This is a genomic window from Pseudomonas emilianonis, assembly GCF_023072625.1.
Classification (GTDB): Bacteria; Pseudomonadota; Gammaproteobacteria; order Pseudomonadales; family Pseudomonadaceae; genus Aquipseudomonas; species Aquipseudomonas paraveronii.
This window is the reverse complement of record NZ_JAKNRV010000067.1, coordinates 1-19,700: the sequence shown is the minus strand read 5'-3', so window position 1 is coordinate 19,700 and position 19,700 is coordinate 1. Positions and strand designations below refer to the sequence as shown.

The 19,700-nt window shown below is 62.0% G+C and carries 16 protein-coding genes; 8 read left to right on the top strand and 8 right to left on the bottom strand.

The window, feature by feature from the left end; genetic code table 11:
- Together L9Z73_RS10020 and L9Z73_RS10015 are read left to right on the top strand one after the other, a co-directional pair.
- Positions 1–1,015, top strand: a 1,015-nt coding sequence (locus L9Z73_RS10020) for an MFS transporter (RefSeq protein ID WP_247399603.1), incomplete at its 5' end; no start/stop codon positions are given.
- Between the two features lie 28 nt (positions 1,016–1,043).
- Complete coding sequence (locus L9Z73_RS10015; RefSeq protein ID WP_247399600.1) at positions 1,044–2,099, top strand: alkene reductase; 1,056 nt, start codon at positions 1,044–1,046, stop codon at positions 2,097–2,099.
- Positions 2,100–2,333: 234 nt separating this feature from the next.
- Here L9Z73_RS10015 and L9Z73_RS10010 read toward each other — a convergent pair whose 3' ends face one another.
- On the bottom strand, positions 2,334–2,966 hold the full coding sequence (locus L9Z73_RS10010; protein WP_247399591.1) for a TetR family transcriptional regulator: 633 nt from the start codon (positions 2,964–2,966) through the stop codon (positions 2,334–2,336).
- A gap of 286 nt (positions 2,967–3,252) precedes the next feature.
- Between L9Z73_RS10010 and L9Z73_RS10005 the strand changes: the two genes are divergently transcribed.
- The 6 genes from L9Z73_RS10005 to L9Z73_RS09980 all read left to right on the top strand — a co-directional run bounded on the left by L9Z73_RS10005 (position 3,253) and on the right by L9Z73_RS09980 (position 13,116).
- Positions 3,253–4,398: an efflux RND transporter periplasmic adaptor subunit gene (locus L9Z73_RS10005; RefSeq protein ID WP_247399589.1), complete on the top strand. Its 1,146-nt coding sequence runs from the start codon at positions 3,253–3,255 to the stop codon at positions 4,396–4,398.
- A gap of 3 nt (positions 4,399–4,401) precedes the next feature.
- A complete protein-coding gene (locus tag L9Z73_RS10000; protein ID WP_247399587.1) occupies positions 4,402–7,563 on the top strand; it encodes an efflux RND transporter permease subunit in 3,162 nt (1,053 codons plus the stop codon).
- Positions 7,560–9,017, top strand: coding sequence for an AdeC/AdeK/OprM family multidrug efflux complex outer membrane factor (gene adeC, locus L9Z73_RS09995; protein ID WP_247399585.1), 1,458 nt, complete (start codon positions 7,560–7,562; stop codon positions 9,015–9,017). Before L9Z73_RS10000 ends, adeC begins: the two co-directional genes overlap by 4 nt.
- 192 nt (positions 9,018–9,209) lie before the next feature.
- Positions 9,210–10,460 carry an OprD family porin gene (locus tag L9Z73_RS09990; protein ID WP_247399583.1) on the top strand — a complete coding sequence of 417 codons (1,251 nt, stop codon included), beginning with the start codon at positions 9,210–9,212 and terminating at the stop codon, positions 10,458–10,460.
- Positions 10,461–10,551: 91 nt separating this feature from the next.
- Complete coding sequence (locus L9Z73_RS09985) at positions 10,552–12,105, top strand: M91 family zinc metallopeptidase (protein WP_247399581.1); 1,554 nt, start codon at positions 10,552–10,554, stop codon at positions 12,103–12,105.
- A gap of 111 nt (positions 12,106–12,216) precedes the next feature.
- Entirely contained in the window at positions 12,217–13,116 is a 900-nt protein-coding gene (locus L9Z73_RS09980) for a polysaccharide deacetylase family protein (protein ID WP_247399579.1), read from the top strand.
- A 29-nt stretch (positions 13,117–13,145) separates the two neighbouring features.
- Here the strand turns inward: L9Z73_RS09980 and pcaC are convergent, their stop codons facing one another.
- The 7 genes from pcaC to pcaF all read right to left on the bottom strand — a co-directional run.
- Complete coding sequence (pcaC, locus tag L9Z73_RS09975) at positions 13,146–13,544, bottom strand: 4-carboxymuconolactone decarboxylase (RefSeq protein ID WP_247399563.1); 399 nt, start codon at positions 13,542–13,544, stop codon at positions 13,146–13,148.
- Positions 13,545–13,554: 10 nt separating this feature from the next.
- A complete protein-coding gene (gene pcaD, locus L9Z73_RS09970) occupies positions 13,555–14,346 on the bottom strand; it encodes a 3-oxoadipate enol-lactonase (protein ID WP_247399560.1) in 792 nt (263 codons plus the stop codon).
- Positions 14,347–14,356: 10 nt separating this feature from the next.
- Positions 14,357–15,721 (bottom strand): 3-carboxy-cis,cis-muconate cycloisomerase, encoded by a 1,365-nt coding sequence (locus L9Z73_RS09965; RefSeq protein ID WP_247399558.1) that lies wholly within the window; start codon positions 15,719–15,721, stop codon positions 14,357–14,359.
- Positions 15,722–15,731: 10 nt separating this feature from the next.
- On the bottom strand, positions 15,732–17,027 hold the full coding sequence (locus L9Z73_RS09960; RefSeq protein WP_247399555.1) for an MFS family transporter: 1,296 nt from the start codon (positions 17,025–17,027) through the stop codon (positions 15,732–15,734).
- Between the two features lie 185 nt (positions 17,028–17,212).
- Entirely contained in the window at positions 17,213–17,779 is a 567-nt protein-coding gene (gene pcaG, locus L9Z73_RS09955) for a protocatechuate 3,4-dioxygenase subunit alpha (protein WP_247399552.1), read from the bottom strand.
- Between the two features lies 1 nt (position 17,780).
- Positions 17,781–18,485: a protocatechuate 3,4-dioxygenase subunit beta gene (gene pcaH, locus L9Z73_RS09950; protein WP_247399549.1), complete on the bottom strand. Its 705-nt coding sequence runs from the start codon at positions 18,483–18,485 to the stop codon at positions 17,781–17,783.
- Between the two features lie 17 nt (positions 18,486–18,502).
- On the bottom strand, positions 18,503–19,700 hold a 1,198-nt coding region (pcaF, locus tag L9Z73_RS09945), incomplete at its 5' end, for a 3-oxoadipyl-CoA thiolase (protein ID WP_247399548.1).

Below are 19,700 nucleotides of genomic sequence, written 5' to 3'. Positions count from 1 at the left end.
GGCCATCGGCGCGCCGTTCATGGCACTGGCCACCGCCAGGCTGCCACGCAAGGCCGCGCTGGTCGCGTTGATGGGCATCTTCATTATCGGCAACCTGCTCTGCGCCCTGGCCAGCGACTACAACGTGCTGATGTTTGCCCGCGTGATCACGGCGTTGTGCCACGGGGCGTTCTTCGGTATCGGTTCGGTGGTCGCCGCCAACCTAGTGCCGGCCAACAAGCGTGCGTCCGCCGTGGCCTTGATGTTCACCGGCCTGACCCTGGCCAACGTACTGGGCGTGCCCTTGGGTACCGCGCTGGGCCAGGAAGCCGGCTGGCGCTCGACCTTCTGGGCGGTGACCGTGATCGGCGTGATCGCTTTGATGGGCCTGATCCGCTTCCTGCCAGCCAAGCGCGATGAAGAAAAACTCGACATGCGCGCCGAACTGGCCGCGCTCAAGGGCGCCGGCATCTGGTTGTCGCTGAGCATGACCGCGCTGTTCGCCGCGTCCATGTTCACCCTCTTCACGTATGTAGCGCCGCTGCTTGGCGACGTCACCGGCGTGTCGCCCAAAGGCGTGACCTGGACCCTGCTGCTGATCGGCCTGGGCCTCACCGTGGGCAACATCATTGGCGGCAAGTTGGCGGACAAACGCCTGGCCGCCACCCTGATCGGCGTGTTCATCAGCATGGCGGTGGTCTCCACCGCGCTGACCTGGACCAGCATCGCGCTGATCCCGACCGAGATCACCCTGTTCCTGTGGGCCACCGCCTCGTTTGCCGCCGTGCCCGCGCTGCAGATCAACGTGGTGACCTTCGGCAAGGCAGCGCCGAACCTGGTGTCCACCTTGAACATCGGCGCCTTCAACATCGGCAACGCCCTCGGTGCCTGGGTCGGCGGCAGCGTGATCGCCCACGGTTTCGGCCTGACCAGCGTGCCCCTGGCCGCAGCGGCCCTGGCGATCCTCGCGCTGCTGGTGACCCTGATTACTTTCCGTCAGAGCGGCGATGCCGACCTGGCCCCTGCGACCCACTGATCAACTTAAAAGAGAAGGGTGTTATCCCATGACGACTATTTTCGATCCGATCAAACTGGGCGACCTGCAACTGTCGAACCGCATCATCATGGCGCCGCTGACCCGCTGCCGTGCCGACGCCGGTCGCGTGCCCAATGCGATGATGGCCGAGTACTACGTACAACGCGCCTCCGCCGGGCTGATCCTCAGCGAAGCCACCTCCGTGACGCCGCTGGGCGTGGGCTACCCGGACACCCCGGGGATCTGGTCCAACGATCAGGTACGCGGCTGGGCCAATGTGACCAAGGCCGTTCACGGGGCGGGCGGCAAGATCTTCCTGCAACTGTGGCACGTCGGCCGGATCTCCCACGCGTCGTACCTGAACGGCGAAACCCCGGTGGCGCCAAGTGCGATCCAACCTAAAGGCCACGTCAGCCTGGTACGCCCGCTGGCCGACTACCCGACCCCGCGCGCCCTGGAAACCGCTGAAATCGCCGACATCGTCGACGCCTACCGCACCGGTGCCGAGAACGCCAAGGCCGCCGGCTTCGACGGCGTGGAAATCCACGGTGCCAATGGCTACCTGCTCGACCAGTTCCTGCAAAGCAGCACCAACCATCGCACCGACAACTACGGCGGCTCCCTGGAAAACCGCGCGCGCCTGCTGCTGGAAGTGACCGACGCCGCCATCGACGTCTGGGGTGCCGGCCGCGTGGGGGTCCACCTGGCACCGCGTGCCGATTCCCACGACATGGGTGACGACAACCTGGCGCAAACCTTCACCTACGTCGCCCGCGAACTGGGCAAACGCGGCATCGCCTTTATCTGCTCGCGTGAAAAGGAAGGCGCTGACAGCCTCGGCCCGCAATTGAAAGAAGCCTTCGGCGGCGTGTACATCGCCAACGAACGCTTTACCAAGGACAGCGCCAACGCTTGGCTGGCCTCGGGCAAGGCGGATGCGGTGGCCTTTGGCGTACCGTTCATTGCCAACCCGGACCTGCCGGCGCGCTTGAAAGCCGATGCGCCGCTGAACCAGGCGCACCCGGAAACCTTCTACGCCAAAGGCCCGGTCGGTTACATCGACTACCCGAGCCTGGCGCTGTGATGTAACGTGCTGAAACGAAAAAGCCCCGACTCGCAAGAACCGGGGCTTTTTCATAGAGGCCAGTAAACACTTCTTCACAGCCTTGCAACAATATCGCTACAAAATACTTAGGCGGCTATCTTTCAACCACCCGCCAGCCCGTATATAAAGTCATCCCACCAATAAATCAGCAGGACGATTGCCCGCCCTTAGGCTTTACTGTTGAAACAATTGGATGCAATTACACATTTTGACTTAATTGCGCAGGCTAGGGCTCAAGCGCAGCATGTCCAGCCCTGCATCGACCCAACGCTCGGCATCCTGGTGCAGCTCAAAACTGTCCGGTACCAGCAGCCACTGGCTCAGCAAGCCATTGATGTAGGCATGAATGCACGCCGCTGCGCGCGTGGTGTCGAGGTTTTCCGGAAGTTGCCCGCGATGAACCGCGTTACGCAAGGTCAGGCTGATACGCAGGTTGCACTCCAGGCTGTGGGTCTGGCGCTGGCGACGCATGTCACACATTTCATCGGTGAACTCGCACTTATGAAACAGGATCTCGTTGATGCGCCGGGTTTTCGGGTCAAGGACCACTTGATGAAAAAGATGAATCAACAGCTTGCGCATGCACCCCAGCGGGTCGACTTCATCCTCGCTTTCACTGGCCCTGGCCAGCTCGTTCAGGGGTTCGTGCAGCGTGTCGAGCAATGCCTGCAACAGATCGGACTTATTGCTGAAGTGCCAGTAGATGGCGCCACGCGTTACGCCCGCCCGCCCGGCGATGTCCGCCAGCGTGGTCCGCGCGACACCGCGTTCATAAAAGGCCTGCTCAGCGGCGTCGAGAATTTGGCTGCGCGTTTCCTGAGCTTCCTCTTTGGTGCGACGAACCATGGCAATAAAACCTCAATCAGAACACGTGGGACTATCGGTAACGCTGCTTTAATAGGCGGTAACGATCATCTGAATAATTGTGGGACGACACCGTCATGGGCGCCGAACGTACTAAAATCGCGACTTGGAGCGTTGCTTTGCCAACAATCCGCGAAGCCTGTCAAGAGTTTACAAACAACCATGAACGTAAGTATATTGCGTAGCAAGCTACTTATCTACTCACAGCTTGTTTTTTACCCTTCCACACTTCTTGTGCGCACCCTGCGCGCCTGACCCGAGGATCTTCATGCAACTTAAGCCAGCTGTTACCGCTCTGGTCACTGCCGTCGCCCTGGCATCGCTGCTCAGCGGATGTAAAAAGGAAGAAGCGGCTCCGCCCGCTCAAGCTCCTCTGGTCGGCGTGGTCACCCTTCAACCGCAAGCCTTTACGCTGACGTCCGAGCTGCCCGGCCGCACCACCGCCTACCGCATCGCGGAAGTCCGTCCGCAGGTCAATGGCATCATCCTCAAGCGCCTGTTCAAGGAAGGCGGGGATGTGAAGGAAGGCCAGCAGCTCTATCAGATCGATCCGTCGGTCTATGAGGCCACCCTGAAGAGCGCGCAGGCCAGCCTGTCCCAGACCAAGTCGATCTCCGATCGCTACAAGCAGTTGGTCGATGAGCAAGCCGTCAGCCGTCAGGAATACGACACTGCCGTGGCCAACCGCATGACCGCCGAAGCCGATGTGCAAACCGCCCAGATCAACGTGCGCTACACCAAAGTGTTCGCGCCGATCTCCGGGCGTATCGGGCGTTCCTCGGTTACCGAAGGCGCGCTGGTCAGCAATGGCCAGACCGATGCCATGGCGGTGATCCAGCAATTGGACCCGATCTACGTCGACGTCACACAGTCTTCGGCTGAAATGCTGAAACTGCGCCGCGACCTGGAAAGCGGCCAACTGGAGAAAGCCGGCGCCAACGCCGCCAAGGTCAAGCTGACCCTGGAAGACGGCAGCGACTACGGCAAGGAAGGCAAGCTGGAGTTCTCCGAAGTGTCGGTTGACCAGACCACCGGTTCGGTCACCCTGCGCGCCGTGTTCCCCAACCCTGATCACACCCTGCTGCCCGGCATGTTCGTACACGCCCAGTTGCAAGCCGGCGTGAACAGCAAGGCGATCCTGGCACCGCAGCAAGGCGTGACTCGTGACCTCAAAGGTATCCCGACGGCGCTGGTGGTCAACGCGGACAACAAAGTTGAACAGCGCGTTCTGGTCGCCAACCGCACCGCCGGCGCTTACTGGCTGGTGGAGAAAGGCTTGAACGCCGGTGACCGTGTGATCACCGAAGGCTTGCAGTACGTCAAGCCGGGCGTTGTGGTCAAGGTCAAGGACGCCGACAACGCCAAGCCCGCCGGTACTGCTGCTCCTGCTGCCGCTGCTGGCAAAGGGGAGTAATCCATGTCGAAATTTTTTATCGACCGTCCCATTTTCGCCTGGGTAATTGCCCTGGTGATCATGCTGGTCGGGGCACTGTCGATCCTGAAGTTGCCCATCAACCAGTACCCGGCCATTGCGCCAACCGCCATCGATATCCAGGTGACCTACCCAGGCGCATCCGCACAAACCGTGCAGGACACCGTGGTGCAGGTGATCGAACAACAGCTCAACGGTATCGACAACCTGCGTTATGTGTCATCGGACAGTAACTCCGACGGCAGCATGACCGTCACCGTGACGTTCAACCAGGGTACCAACCCGGACATCGCCCAGGTTCAAGTGCAGAACAAGCTGAACCTGGCAACCCCGCTGCTGCCGCAAGAAGTGCAGCAGCAGGGTATCCGCGTGACCAAGTCGGTGAAGAACTTCCTGATGGTGATTGGTCTGGTGTCGGAAGACGGCAGCATGACCAAGGACGACCTGTCCAACTACATCGTGTCCAACATCCAGGACCCGATTTCCCGTACTGCGGGTGTAGGTGACTTCCAGGTATTTGGTTCGCAGTACGCCATGCGTATCTGGCTCGACCCGGCCAAGCTGAACAACTACCAGTTGACCCCGGTAGACGTCAGCACCGCGATCTCGGCACAGAACGTACAGGTGGCCACCGGTCAATTGGGCGGCCTGCCCGCCCTGCCCGGCACGCAGTTGAACGCGACCATCATCGGCAAGACCCGTCTGCAGACTGCCGAAGAGTTCGGCAAGATCCTGATGAAGGTAAATACCGACGGTTCGCAAGTGCGCCTGCGTGACGTCGCCCGTATCGAACTGGGCGGCCAGAACTACAGCGTCGCCGCGCAGTTCAACGGCAAACCGGCCTCTGGTATGGCGATCAAGCTCGCTGCAGGCGCCAACGCCCTGGACACCGCCAAGGCCATCCGTGCCACCGTGGCGTCCCTGGAACCGTTCTTCCCGCCTGGCATGAAGGCGGTGGTGCCGTATGACACCACCCCGGTGGTGACCGAGTCGATCTCCGGTGTGGTTGACACCCTGGTCGAAGCGATCGTGCTGGTGTTCCTGGTGATGTTCCTGTTCTTGCAGAACTTTCGAGCCACCATCATCACCACCATGACCGTACCGGTGGTATTGCTGGGTACCTTCGGGATCCTGGCCGCGTTCGGCTTCACCATCAACACCCTGACCATGTTCGGCATGATCCTGGCCATCGGCTTGCTGGTGGACGACGCCATCGTGGTGGTGGAAAACGTCGAGCGGGTGATGGCCGAGGAGCACCTGTCGCCGAAAGAGGCGACGGTCAAGTCCATGGGCCAGATCCAGGGCGCCCTGGTGGGTATTGCCCTGGTGCTGTCGGCAGTACTGTTGCCGATGGCGTTCTTTGGCGGCTCCACCGGTGTGATCTACAAACAGTTCTCCATCACCATCGTTTCGGCCATGGCGTTGTCGGTACTGGTTGCGCTGATCTTCACCCCGGCCTTGTGCGCCACCATGCTCAAGCCGATCGACCCCGAGAAGCACGGCCAACCCAAGCGTGGTTTCTTCGGCTGGTTCAACCGCACCTTCGACCGTAGCGTACTGAGCTACGAGCGCGGTGTGGGTAACATGATCAAGCACAAGATCCCGGCGTTCCTCGTTTACCTGCTGATCTTTGCCGGCATGATCTGGTTATTCATGCGTATCCCGGCAGCGTTCCTGCCCGATGAAGACCAGGGCGTGATCTTTGCCCAGGTGCAGACGCCAGTCGGCTCAACGGCTGAGCGCACGCAGAAAGTCATCGACGACATGCGCATCTTCCTGCTCAACGACAAGGAAGGCGAACCCGGCGAAGGCAAGGGCGTGAAATCGGTCTTTACCGTGAACGGCTTCAACTTCGCCGGTCGTGGTCAAAGTTCGGGCCTGGCATTCGTGATGCTCAAACCGTGGGATGAGCGTGATGCTTCCACCTCGGTGTTCGAAATCGCCAAGCGCGCCCAAGGTTACTTCATGCAGACGTTCCAGGACGCCATGGTGTTTGCCATCGTGCCACCGTCTGTACTTGAGTTGGGTAACGCGACCGGTTTCGACGTGTTCCTGCAGGACCAGGGCGGCGTCGGCCATGATAAGTTGATGGCTGCACGCAACCAGTTCTTGGGCATGGCCGCCCAGAGCAAGATCCTGGCCGGTGTGCGCCCCAACGGCGTGAACGATGAGCCGCAGTACGAGCTCACCGTTGATGACGAGAAGGCCAGTGCCCAGGGCATTACGCTGTCGAGCATCAACCAGACCCTGGCGATTGCCTTGGGTGGCAGCTACGTCAACGACTTCATCGACCGTGGTCGGGTGAAGAAGGTGTACGTGCAGGGTGATGCCGCGAGCCGGATGTCCCCTGAAGACCTGAACAAATGGTTCGTGCGCAGCGACTCCGGGAAGATGGTGCCGTTGTCGGCCATCGCTTCGGGCAAGTGGATCTTCGGTTCGCCGAAACTCTCGCGCTATAACGGTGTGGCGGCGATGGAAATCCTCGGTACCCCGGCACCGGGCTACAGTACCGGTGAAGCCATGAACGAAGTCGAACGCATCGCCAAGCAATTGCCGGCGGGTGTCGGCTACGCCTGGACGGGCCTGTCGTATGAAGAACGTCTGTCCGGCTCCCAGGCGCCTGCGCTGTACGCCTTGTCGCTGCTGGTGGTGTTCCTCTGCCTCGCGGCGCTGTACGAAAGCTGGTCGATTCCGATCGCGGTGGTACTCGTCGTGCCGTTGGGTGTGGTGGGTGCGCTGATTGCCACCAGCATGCGTGGTTTGTCCAACGACGTGTTCTTCCAGGTGGGCTTGCTGGTGACGGTGGGCCTGGCGGCGAAGAACGCCATCCTGATCGTGGAGTTCGCCAAAGAGCTTCACGAACAAGGCAAAGGCATTGTCGAGTCAGCGATCGAAGCGTCACGCATGCGTCTGCGACCGATCATCATGACGTCCATGGCGTTCATCCTCGGCGTATTGCCGCTGGCGATCTCTTCCGGCGCCGGCTCAGGCAGCCAGCATGCGATCGGTACCGGCGTTATTGGCGGTATGATCACCGCCACGGTTCTGGCGATCTTCTGGGTGCCATTGTTCTTCGCAACCGTGTCCGCCATGGGCGAGCGCAAAAAGACTGAACCCAAGCAAACTCCTAAAGAGGCTGGCCAATGAGCAAGTCGCTACTTTCCTTAGCCGTCACGGCATTCGTGCTCAGTGGCTGCTCGCTGATACCTGACTATCAGCGCCCCGAAGCGCCGGTGGCCGCGCAGTTCCCGCAGGGGCCGGCGTATTCGTCGACCCAGGCACCGAACCAGGCCGCCGCAGAACAGGGCTGGAAGCAGTTTTTCCATGACCCGGCCCTGCAACAGCTGATCCAGACTGCGCTGGAGAACAACCGCGACCTGCGCGTCGCGGCCTTGAACATTGACGCCTACGCGGCGCAGTACAACATCCAGCGAGCCGACCTGTTCCCGGCCGTGTCGGCCACTGGCAGCGGCAGCCGCCAGCGCGTACCGGCACGCTCGTCGCAGACCGGTAAAGAGGGCATCAGCAGTTCGTACTCGGCCACCCTGGGTATCAGCTCCTATGAGCTGGACCTGTTCGGCCGTGTACGCAGCCTGAGCGAGGAAGCGCTGCAGAAATACTTCGCGACCGAAGAAGCGCGGCGCAGTACCCAGATCAGCCTGGTGGCCAGTGTGGCTACCGCCTATCTGACCTGGCAGTCTGACAAGGAACTGCTCAAGCTGACCCAGGAAACCCTGGGCGCATACGAGCAGAGCTACAAGCTCACCTCGCGCAGCAACGAAGTCGGCGTGTCCTCGGCCCTCGACCTGAGCCAAGCGCGCACCTCGGTGGAAAACGCCCGGGTGGCCCTGGCACGTTATACCCGCCAGGTGGCCCAGGACGAAAACAGCCTGACCCTGCTGCTCGGCACCGGCCTGCCGGCGAATCTCGCCAGCAAACCGCTGTCGGATGACCTCCTCAGCGAAGTGCCGGCCGGGTTGCCATCGGACCTGCTGCAACGTCGTCCCGACATCCTGCAGGCCGAGTACAACCTCAAGGCGGCCAACGCCAACATCGGCGCAGCCCGTGCGGCGTTCTTCCCGAGCATCAGCCTGACGGCCAACGCTGGCACCATGAGCCCGGACCTGGGCGGCCTGTTCAAAGGCGGCTCGGGCACCTGGTCGTTCGCCCCGCAGATCAACATCCCGATCTTCAACGCCGGTAGCCTGCGCGCCAGCCTGGACTACTCGAAGATCCAGAAAGAGATCAACGTGGCCAACTACGAGAAGGCCATCCAGACCGGCTTCCAGGAAGTCTCCGACGGCCTCGCCGCGCGTGAGACCTACAAGGAGCAACTGGAAGCCCAGCGTGGTTTCGTCGCCGCCAACCAGGACTACTACCGCCTGGCCGAGCGTCGCTACCGCATTGGCGTCGACAGCAACCTGACGTTCCTCGACGCCCAGCGCCAACTGTTCAGTGCCCAGCAATCGCTGATCACCGACCGCCTGGCGCAGTTGACCAGCGAGGTCACCCTGTACAAGGCCCTCGGCGGTGGCTGGAATGAACAGACGGCGAATAACCAGCCGTTGAAAGAAGAAGCACCAAAGATGAAGTTGTTCTGATAGTCGCGCGGTAAACCAAACCGCTTCCCTCACCGGAAGCGGTTTTTTTACGCCTGACCTGTACCCACCGCGCCAAGACAAGTTGCGTTCGATCATCGCCCAAAACCCGCCCTCCCCCGATTGAACCACCCCCACACCGCCCCGCACCATGGCCGCCACCTGCATAACCCCAATAACAACAGGTCCAACGCCATGAGCACTTTTCACCCTCGCCAGCTATTGCTGGCCACCGCAGTCGCCAGCCTTGCGCTTCCCGTCGTCGCCGAAGAACACGGCTTCCTGGAAGACGCCAGCGCCAACCTCAACCTGCGCAATTTCTTCATCAACCGTAACTTCACCAACCCGACCAAAGCCCAGGGCGGCGCGCAGGAGTGGACGCAAAGCTTCATCCTCGACGCCAAGTCCGGCTTCACCCAAGGCACCGTGGGGTTTGGCGTGGATGTACTGGGGATGTACTCGCTCAAACTGGATGGCGGGCGCGGCACCGGCGGTACACAGTTATTGCCGCTGGACCACAATGGCCGCCCCGCCGACAATTTCGGGCGCCTGGGTGTAGCGTTCAAGACGCGGATTTCGAAGACAGAACTGAAGGTCGGCGAATGGATGCCAGCGCTGCCGATCCTGCGCGCCGACGACGGCCGCTCCCTGCCGCAAACCCTGCGCGGCGGGCAGATCACCTCGAAGGAAATCGACGGCCTGACGCTCTACGGCGGCCAGTTCCGCGCCAACAGCCCACGGGACGACAGCAGCATGTCGGACATGTCGATGTCCGGCAAAGCCGCCTTCACCTCTGACCGCTTCAACTTCCAGGGCGCCGAATACGCGTTCAATGACAAACGCACCCAGGTCGGCCTGTGGAATGCCCAGCTCAAGGACATCTACAGCCAGCAGTTCGTCAACCTGATCCACAGCCAGCCCGCGGGCGACTGGACCCTGGGCGCCAACCTCGGGTTCTTCTATGGCAAGGACGACGGCAGCGCCCGCGCAGGCGAGCTGGACAACAAAACCTGGTCCGGCCTGTTCTCGGCCAAGTACGGCGGCAACACCTTCTACGTCGGCCTGCAAAAACTCACCGGCAACAGCGCCTGGATGCGCGTCAACGGCACCAGCGGCGGCACCCTGGCCAACGATAGTTACAACTCCAGCTACGACAACGCCGAGGAGAAATCCTGGCAAGTGCGTCACGACTATAACTTTGCCGCCCTCGGCGTGCCGGGCCTGACCCTGATGAACCGCTATATCAGCGGTAGCAACGTGCATACCGGCACCATCACCGACGGCAAGGAGTGGGGCCGCGAAAGCGAATTGGGCTACACGCTGCAAAGCGGCGCCCTGAAAAACCTCACGCTGCGCTTGCGCAATTCGAGCATGAGGCGCGACTACAGCAACAATGAGTTCGATGAAAACCGGTTGATCGTCAGCTACCCGATCAGTCTGCTGTAAAGCCGTATTACAGCTTGGAGGGAACGATTGGGCACGAGCGGTCACTGTTAAGCGCCAGGGCTGATACCTGGCGCTTAAATAAGGACCACACATGGACGTTTCGAACGGTATTTCCCACCCGCTCCCGCGCCCCCCAAATAGCGCACCGCCCTTACTGGCGGTACGCGCAGCGCCGGGCACTGCGGCAACTTTTGACAACAGCCACTACGGGTTGACCAAACCTGCCCATCTGAAATTGAACCCCGCCACGCCGATCCAGGCCCATCAGCACACGTTTCTCAATGATGGCAATCTAAAAGCCAGTGGGAACTCGGTATGGGAGCACGGCTACTCCTTCAGCCTGAACAACAGCCTAATTCTCGAAACCAGCGACCGTGCGGACCAGATCCACATCAGCCAGGCTTCTGACGATCAGTTGAACGTTCGGATCAATGGCCGGTTGTATCGCTTTGCCAGCCTCGACAACGACGGCAAACCGCTGGCCCTGCACGTGAAGACCCACGGTGGTAATGACAACGTGCGCATTGATGCCAACGTCATGCAGCCCATCGTGATTGAAGCGGGGAACGGCGATGACCGGGTGCAGGCCGGCGGTGGTTACACCCGCGTATTCGGCGGCAACGGTAATGACGTCGTGCGCCTTGGCAGCGGCCTTGGCTACGCCGAGGGCAATGACGGTGACGACCTGCTCATGGGCGGCACCGGTGACAGTGTCCTCTATGGCAACAACGGCAATGACCGCCTCTATGCCGGCGCCGGATCAAGCCGCAAAACTAGCTATCTGGATGGCGGCAACGGCAATGACCGGCTGTACGCCGGCTCCGGCCATACGGTGCTGCATGGCGGCGCCGGGAACGATCGGCTGATCGGCCACGATCGAAGCACCTTCTACAGCGGCAAGGGTTGCGACACGGTCATCGCCAATCGACCGGGCGACCTGATCTACGCCAAGCCTGACGACTCGATCAAACACCTCAATGGCTCGGTATTGACTGCCGTGTCTGTCCACGCCGGCCCGATCAAGGGTTTTGTGATCAAAGGGTCTCCCGCGTTCATCCAACGGGTCGAAGACGACCTGACGTTGCTACGCAGTTCTCCCCAAGGCCAGCAAATGCTCGCCGAGATGGCCGCTGCCGCCCAGCGCAACGGCGCGCCGGTAACCCTTGTCGAGGATCGACTGGAGGCCGGCAGCGGGTACATCTATGGCAGCCAGGAACTCAAGGCACTGCTGCAAAACGAACGTGCGCCGGTGGTCGGCGATGATCCCAAGTGGGGCTTCATGGTCGACGGTGTACCGGGGTCTCGGGCTGATCGTGCGCACATTGAATACAACCGCTCCCAACTTAATGGCATGGCGGGCACGACTTACGCGCCCATCATTGGGCTCTACCATGAAATGGCCCACGCCTATAACGCCGCCAATGGCACCGCCTTGACGGGTTCCACGCTGGAAGTCGTGGAGGGGGAGGCCCACGAAGTGCCTAACAGTGAACGCCAGGCAGTCGGCCTGGAGAGCAGCGCAACCGCTTTTGATTTCGACAACGACCCCACCACGCCGGCCACCACGACCAACCCCAAACCCTTCACTGAAAACGCCTTGAACGAAGAAATGGGTAGGCCACCGCGAACGCAGTACGCGGGTTGAACCAGATCGCGTTTGTCAGCCAGTGACCCCACGTCGAGCATCTTGTTGTATGGTGCGCGCCTGCCGCTGCTGACCCGCCCAGCAGCGGCCTCTATTTGAGCCTGCACACACATGAAATTTTTCGCCGTCGCGTCTGCCTTGCTTGCCCTGGCCTTGAGCCTCAGCGGCTGCATCAGCTCGCCCATCGCACTGACCCCACAGACCGAGCAACGCCTGCAAAACCAGGCGCCGATCCGCTTTCTGCTGACCTTCGATGACGGTCCCAGCGCGTCGGGGTACAACAACCCGAGCCGCTCGGTGATTGCCGACCTGGCGAACAACCCGGTATTGCCGGGCATCAAGGCGGTGTTCTTTTTACAGACCGAAGCCGGGCGCTCCGGTGGCAGCTCGCGTGGCCGCAAGACCATGGAGCGTGAGTTCGCGGGCGGGCATGTGCTGGCGTTTCACACCGCCACGGCGTTTCATACCAACCATCGCTGGCTGAATGATGCCGAGCTTGAACGTACCGTCAGCCAGGGCGCGACGGATATCGCCTCGATCACCGGCATGCCGCCGACGCTGGTACGCCCGCCCTTCTGGAACTACGACCGCCGCACCTTCGCCGCCTACCAGCGCCACGGCATGCAGGTATTGTTGACCGACCTGAGCGCCAACGACGGCAAGATCTGGGGCTTCAACGCCAGCCCACGGCGTCGCGCAAACCTGATCCGACAGCTGTCGGTCGTGCGCGAACGCATCGCCTTGGGGGAATTGCCGACGGTGGACGGCGTGATACCGGTGGTGGTGACCTTCCACGACATCAACCGCTACACCGCCCGGCATATGCAGGAATACCTGCAAATCCTGATGGACAGTGCCCGGGACAACGGCCTGAAGACCGCTGCCGAGCCGTTCTACACCGACCACACCGCGCTGGAACGTGCGGCATTGGCCCGCACGGTGAAGGACGCAAGTGAAGAAGTGCATCTGCCGGGGGTATGGAATTGGGTGTGGGACGCTGATTCCCATTAACACCCGGTGCAAAGCCGATCCCCTGTTAGTCAGCTCTGTTGGCGCGACTCGACCCCCAGCTCATCCCACACCGACTCGGCCAGGTGAAAGGTCGCATTCGCCGCCGGTATCCCGCAGTAGATTGCGCTTTGCATCAGCACTTCCTTGATCTCGGCGCGGGTCACGCCATTGCTAGCGGCGGCGCGCAGGTGCAATTTGAGCTCTTCGTTGCGGTTCATGCCGATCAGCATGGCGATGGTGATCAAGCTGCGGGTATGCCTGGGCAGGCCGGGGCGGGTCCAGATATCACCCCAGGCGTGGCGGGTGATCATTTCCTGGAACTCGCTGTTGAACTCGGTCAAGGCATTGAGGCTGCGGTCGACATGCGCGTCGCCCAGCACTTCGCGGCGCACTTTCAGGCCATCGACGTAACGTTGTTTCTCGTCCACAAAAAACTCCTCAGCGGGCCAGCAGAAATTGAATGACCCGGTCGCTGAACGCGGCACCGGCTTGCACGTTGGACAGGTGGGCGGCGTAGAACTCGGCGTACTCGGCCCCCTGCACATGGCTCTGGATAAAGTGGCAGTCGGCGGGCGTTGTGACGGCGTCTTCAGTGCCGGCGATCACCAGGGTCGGCACCTGGATCGCCGACAGTTGCTCACGGAAGTCCGCATCGCGCACCGCTGCGCAATTGGCGGCGTAACCCTCGGGCGATGTGGCCGCGAGCATGTCGGTAATGCGCTTGGCCTGATCCGGGTCGGTCACCGCGAAATCGGCGGTGAACCAGCGCGCAATCGACGCATCGCGCAGCGCCACCATCGCCGCCGCACCGTCGCGCAGGACCATCTCGATACGCGGGTTCCACACGTCTGATGTGCCGATCTTGCCCGCGGTGTTGCACACCACCAGGCGCAGCAAACGATCCCCCGCGTTAATCCCCAGCCATTGACCGATCAGCCCGCCCATGGACAGCCCGCAGAAATGCGCGCGTGGGATGTCCAGTGCGTCCAGCAGCGCAATCACGTCGTGACCGAGTTGCTCGATGCTGTAGGGACCTTCGGTCACCAGGGATTGGCCGTGGCCACGGGTATCGAAGCGCAATACGCGAAAATGCTCGGCAAAGGCCGGGATCTGGGTGTCCCACATATGCAGGTCGGTGCCCAGCGAATTGGACAGCACCAGCACCGGTGCATCGATGGGGCCATCCAGTTGGTAATGCAGTTCGCCCTCGGCGAGTTGTACAAAAGCCACAGCAATCTCCTCAGGCAGTCAGTGCAAAGTGTTCGGTTACAGCGCGGGTGACCCAGGTTTGGGCCTGACCCAGGTAGTGTGCCGGGTCGAGCAGGCGGTCCAGGTCTGCCGCCGACAACTCGGCGGTGATTTGCGGTTCGTCGGCGAGGACTGCGCGCAGATGGCGCTGTTCGGCCACCGCACGTTTGCAGCACTGCTCCAGCAGGTGGTGCGCGGTGTCACGGCCCAGGCGTTGAGCGAGCACAATGCTGACGGCTTCGGCCAGCACCAGGCCTTGGGTCAGGTCGAGGTTGTGCGCCATGCGCTCAGGGTCGACTTCCAGCCCCGCGCTCACCAGCAGCGCCTGTTGCAATGCGCCAGAGACCAACCGGCAAATCTCCGGCAGGGTTTCCCATTCGGCATGCCACAGGCCCAGGCTGCGTTCGTGTTCCTGGGGCATGGCACTGAACAGCGTCGCCACCAGGCCAGGCACGCGAGTAGCGGCGCTGATCAGCACAGCGGCGCCCACCGGGTTGCGCTTGTGCGGCATGGTCGACGAGCCGCCTTTGCCGGGCGCCGCCGGCTCGAACACTTCCGCCGCCTCGGTCTGCATCAGCAGGCTGATATCGCGGCCCAGCTTGCCGAGGCTGCCGGCGATCAACCCAAGGACGCTGGCGAACTCCACCAAGCGATCACGTTGGGTATGCCAGGGTTGCTCGGGCAAGGTTAGTTGCAGCTGCGCCGCCAACGCTTGGGCAACCGGCATTGCCTGTTCGCCAAGCGCGGCCAGCGTGCCGGAGGCGCCGCCGAATTGCAGCACCAGCAAGCGCGGTTTCAGCTCGATCAAACGCTGGCGACTGCGGGTTACCGCGCCCAACCAACCGGCGATTTTCATGCCGAGGGTGACCGGCGTGGCGTGCTGCAACCAGGTCCGTCCGGCCATCGGTACAGCCGAATAGCGCTGGGCCTGGGCCGCCAGAATATCGCCAAGGCGCGCCAGGTCGGCTTCGATCAACACCATCGCGCGCCGTAGCTGTAGCACCAGGCCGGTGTCCATCACATCCTGGCTGGTCGCGCCCAAATGCACATAGCGTTCGGCGCTGGCGTCTTCGTCGGCAATCAGCTTACCCAGCGCCTTCACCAACGGAATCGCCGAATTACCCGCCGTGGCGATCGCCACGCCGAGGGCATCGACGTCATACAGCGACGCCAGGCACGCCTGGGCAATCGGTGCGACGGCGGCCTGCGGGATCAACCCGACCTGGGCCTCGGCCCGCGCCAGCGCGGCTTCGAAATCCAGCATGCCCTGCAAGCGACCTTGGTCGCAGAACACCTCGGCCATGCTGTCAGCACTGAAGTAAGCGTCGAACAATTGGTTGCTCGTGCGCAGAGTCATAACGCCTCCCTTATAGATCGTGGTGCAGGTACGCCGCCTGTTTCGGCAGGCGCAGGCTGAACAGGAAGGCCACCGCCATCATGCCGGTGACATACCAATAAAAGGTGTTTTCCATGCCCAGGGACTTCAAACCCAAGGCCACGTATTCCGCCGAGCCGCCGAAGATCGCGTTGGCCACCGCATACGCCAGGCCCACCCCGAGGGCACGCACTTGCGGCGGGAACATTTCCGCTTTCACCAGGCCGCTGATGGAGGTGTAGAAACTGACGATGGCCAACGCCAGCGTGATCAGCACAAACGCCAGGAACGGACTGCTGACGGTTTTCAGGCTGAGCAGGATCGGCACCGTACACACGGTGCCCAGCGCGCCGAACCACAGCATCGAATTACGCCGACCAATCTTGTCGGCCAGCATGCCGAACAGCGGCTGCATGCACATGTAGAGGAACAGCGCACCGGTCATGATGTAGCTGGCGGTCTTGGCGTGCATCCCGGCGGTGTTCACCAGGTACTTCTGCATGTAGGTGGTAAACGTGTAGAAAATCAACGAGCCGCCGGCGGTGTAGCCGAGCACGGTGATAAATGCCGCTTTATGGTCACGGAACAGTGCTTTGACGCTGCCGGCGTCCTTGTCTTCGCGCATTTCCTTGCTGGTGGTTTCTTTCAGGGTGCGACGCAGCAGCAGGGAGATCACCGCCGCGATGGCGCCGATCACGAACGGAATCCGCCAGCCCCAGGCACGCAGTTCGTCTTCGGTGAGGATCTGTTGCAGGATCACCACCACCAACACCGCCAGCAGTTGCCCGCCGATCAGGGTCACATACTGGAAGGAAGCGAAGAACCCACGCTGGCCCTTGAGCGCCACTTCACTCATGTAGGTCGCGGTGGTGCCGTATTCGCCGCCCACCGACAAGCCCTGGAACAGCCGCGCCACCAGCAGCAACGCCGGGGCCCAGGCGCCGATGTCTTTGTAGGTGGGCAGGAAGGCGATGACCAGGGAACCGGCGCACATCATCAGCACCGAGATCATCATCGAGTTTTTGCGCCCATGCTTATCGGCCACCCGGCCAAACAGCCAGCCGCCAATGGGCCGCATCAGGAACCCGGCGGCGAACACGCCGGCGGTATTGAGCAGTTGGACCGTGGGGTCGTCCGACGGGAAAAACGCCGGGGCGAAGTAAATGGCGCAGAAGGCGTAGACGTAGAAGTCGAACCATTCGACGAGGTTGCCGGAGGAAGCACCGACAATCGCAAAAATCCGTTTACTGCGTTCTTCTCCGGTGTAATGACTCGTTGTTGTTGTCATGTTTTTTCACTCAGTGGGAACGGTTATAGCCTAGACATACTTTGCAACAGCCACGTTCCGCATGCAGAGATTTACACAGATGTTGCCTGAAGCGGCCTCATCGGGGGCAAGCCCCCTCCCACCTTTGATGTGTGAATACATTCAAGTGTGGGAGGGGGCTTGCTCCCGATAGGTTTCAAGCCAACTCAGTAATCGAAGAACACCGTTTCCTTATCTGTCCCCTGCAACACCACATTCCACTGATGCACACCGTCCGCATCCGGCTTGGCAATCAAGGTACTGCGCCGCTCTGTGGGCACACACGCGAGCAACGGGTCATCCGCATTCAGCGCCTCACCGTCAAAATAAATCCGCGTGAGCAAGTGCTTCACCAGGCCACGGGCAAACACCAGCACCACCAGGTGCGGCGCCTGGGTCGTGCCCGCCAGCCCCGGCACGCTGCCCGGCTTGATGGTGGTAAAGCGGAAGCGCCCTTCGCCATCCACCGGCACCCGGCCGAAGCCTTCGAAGTTCGGGTCCAGCGCTTTGTCCTGCTCGTCCTCGGGGTGGTCGTACTTGCCGGCGGCATTGGCCTGCCAGACTTCCAGCATGGCGTCGTTGACGACATCACCGTTGCCGTCCACCACTTGCCCGCTGATCGCCACGCGCTCGCCGAGGGTGGCGGCGTTGGCCAGGGCTTCGCGGTTCAGCCAGGTCAGCCCGATGTGGTAATACGGCCCGACGGTGTGGGACGTGGTCGCATTGAGTGTCATCTCATTTCTCCATCGGCGTGGCATCGCGGCCGCGCAGGACGATGTCCCAGCGGTAGCCGAGGGCATAGGAAGGAATGGTTTTTTCCAGGTCGAACGTGGCGATCAGGCGTTGCTTGGCCGACGTGTCCGGCACGCAGTTGTAGATCGGGTCGTATTCGAGCAGCGGGTCGCCAGGGAAATACATCTGCGTGACCAGGCGCGTCAGCACGCTTGGCCCGAACAGCGAAAAATGGATATGCGCCGGGCGCCACGCGTTGTGGTGGTTCCCCCACGGGTAGGCGCCGGGCTTGATGGTCTGGAACTGGTACCAGCCCTCCGCGTCGGTGACGGTACGCCCGGTGCCGGTGAAATTCGGGTCGAGCGGCGCGTCGTGCAGATCGCGCGCGTGGTTGTAGCGGCCGGCCGCGTTGGCCTGCCAGATCTCCACGAGGATGCCCGGCACCGGCAGGCCGTTTTCATCGAGCACGCGGCCGTGAACGATGATGCGTTCGCCTTGCGGCTCGCCGTCGTGCTGTGCAGTCAGGTCGTTGTCCTTCTCGTTGATGCGCTCGGCGCCGATGCTCGGGCCGGTGATTTCCGACAGGGAATGGGGCAGGAACACCAACGGCCGGGACGGCGAACGCAGGTTCGTCGACTGGTAGGCCGGGTGCAGGTAATCAGGTTGAGTGCCCGCTTGCGGGCGCCGGTAACCGGGCTTGTCACTCATGGAGCGGTCCTCTCTTATTAGATGCGTTCAATCGCCAGGGCCAAGCCTTGACCAACACCGACGCACATGGTCGCCAGACCTTTGCGGCCACCGGTTTTTTCAAGTTGATGCAGGGCCGTCAGCACCAGCCGCGCACCGCTCATGCCCAGGGGATGGCCGAGGGCGATGGCGCCGCCGTTCGGGTTGACCTGGGGCGCGTCGTCGGCAATGCCCAATTCACGCAGCACCGCCAGACCCTGGCTGGCGAAGGCTTCGTTGAGTTCGATCACGTCAAAATCGCTGACGGCCAGGCCCAGGCGTTCCACCAGCTTGCGCACCGCCGGCACCGGGCCGATGCCCATCACCCGTGGCGCGACACCAGCACTGGCCATGCCCAGCACGCGGGCGCGGGCGGTCAGGCCGTGTTTTTTCACGGCTTCGGCAGACGCCAGGATCAGCGCCGCCGCGCCGTCATTCACGCCCGACGCATTGCCGGCAGTGACGGTCTTGTCCGGGCCATTGACCGGCTTGAGCCGAGCCAGGGTTTCCAGGGTGGTTTCGGCCCGTGGATGCTCATCGTGTTCCACCACGGTTTCGCCTTTTTTATGGGCGACCCGCACCGGCACGATTTCTTCGGCGAAGAAGCCGGCGGCCTGGGCGGCGGCAGTGCGTTGCTGACTGCGCAGGGCAAAAGCGTCCTGATCGGCGCGGGACACGTGGTAGTCGTCGGCGACGTTATCGGCGGTCTGCGGCATCGCGTCGACGCCGTACTGGGCCTGCATCAACGGGTTGATAAAGCGCCAGCCGATGGTGGTGTCTTCCAGCTTCATGTTGCGCGAAAACGCCGCGTCAGCCTTGCCCATCACGAACGGCGCGCGGGACATCGACTCGACGCCGCCGGCAATCGCCAATTCCATTTCACCGCTGGCAATCGCACGAAAGGCGGTGCCGATCGCATCCATACCCGAGGCGCACAAACGGTTGAGGGTCACGCCGGGAATGCTCGAAGGCAGGCCCGCCAGCAACAGCGCCATGCGCGCGACGTTGCGGTTGTCTTCACCGGCCTGGTTGGCGCAGCCGAGGAACACTTCATCGACCGCTTGCCAATCCACCGACGGGTTGCGCTCGATCAGTGCCTTGATCGGCAGCGCCGCCAGGTCGTCGGCGCGCACGGTGGACAGGCCACCGCCGAAACGGCCGATGGGGGTACGAATCGCATCACAGATAAATACGTCA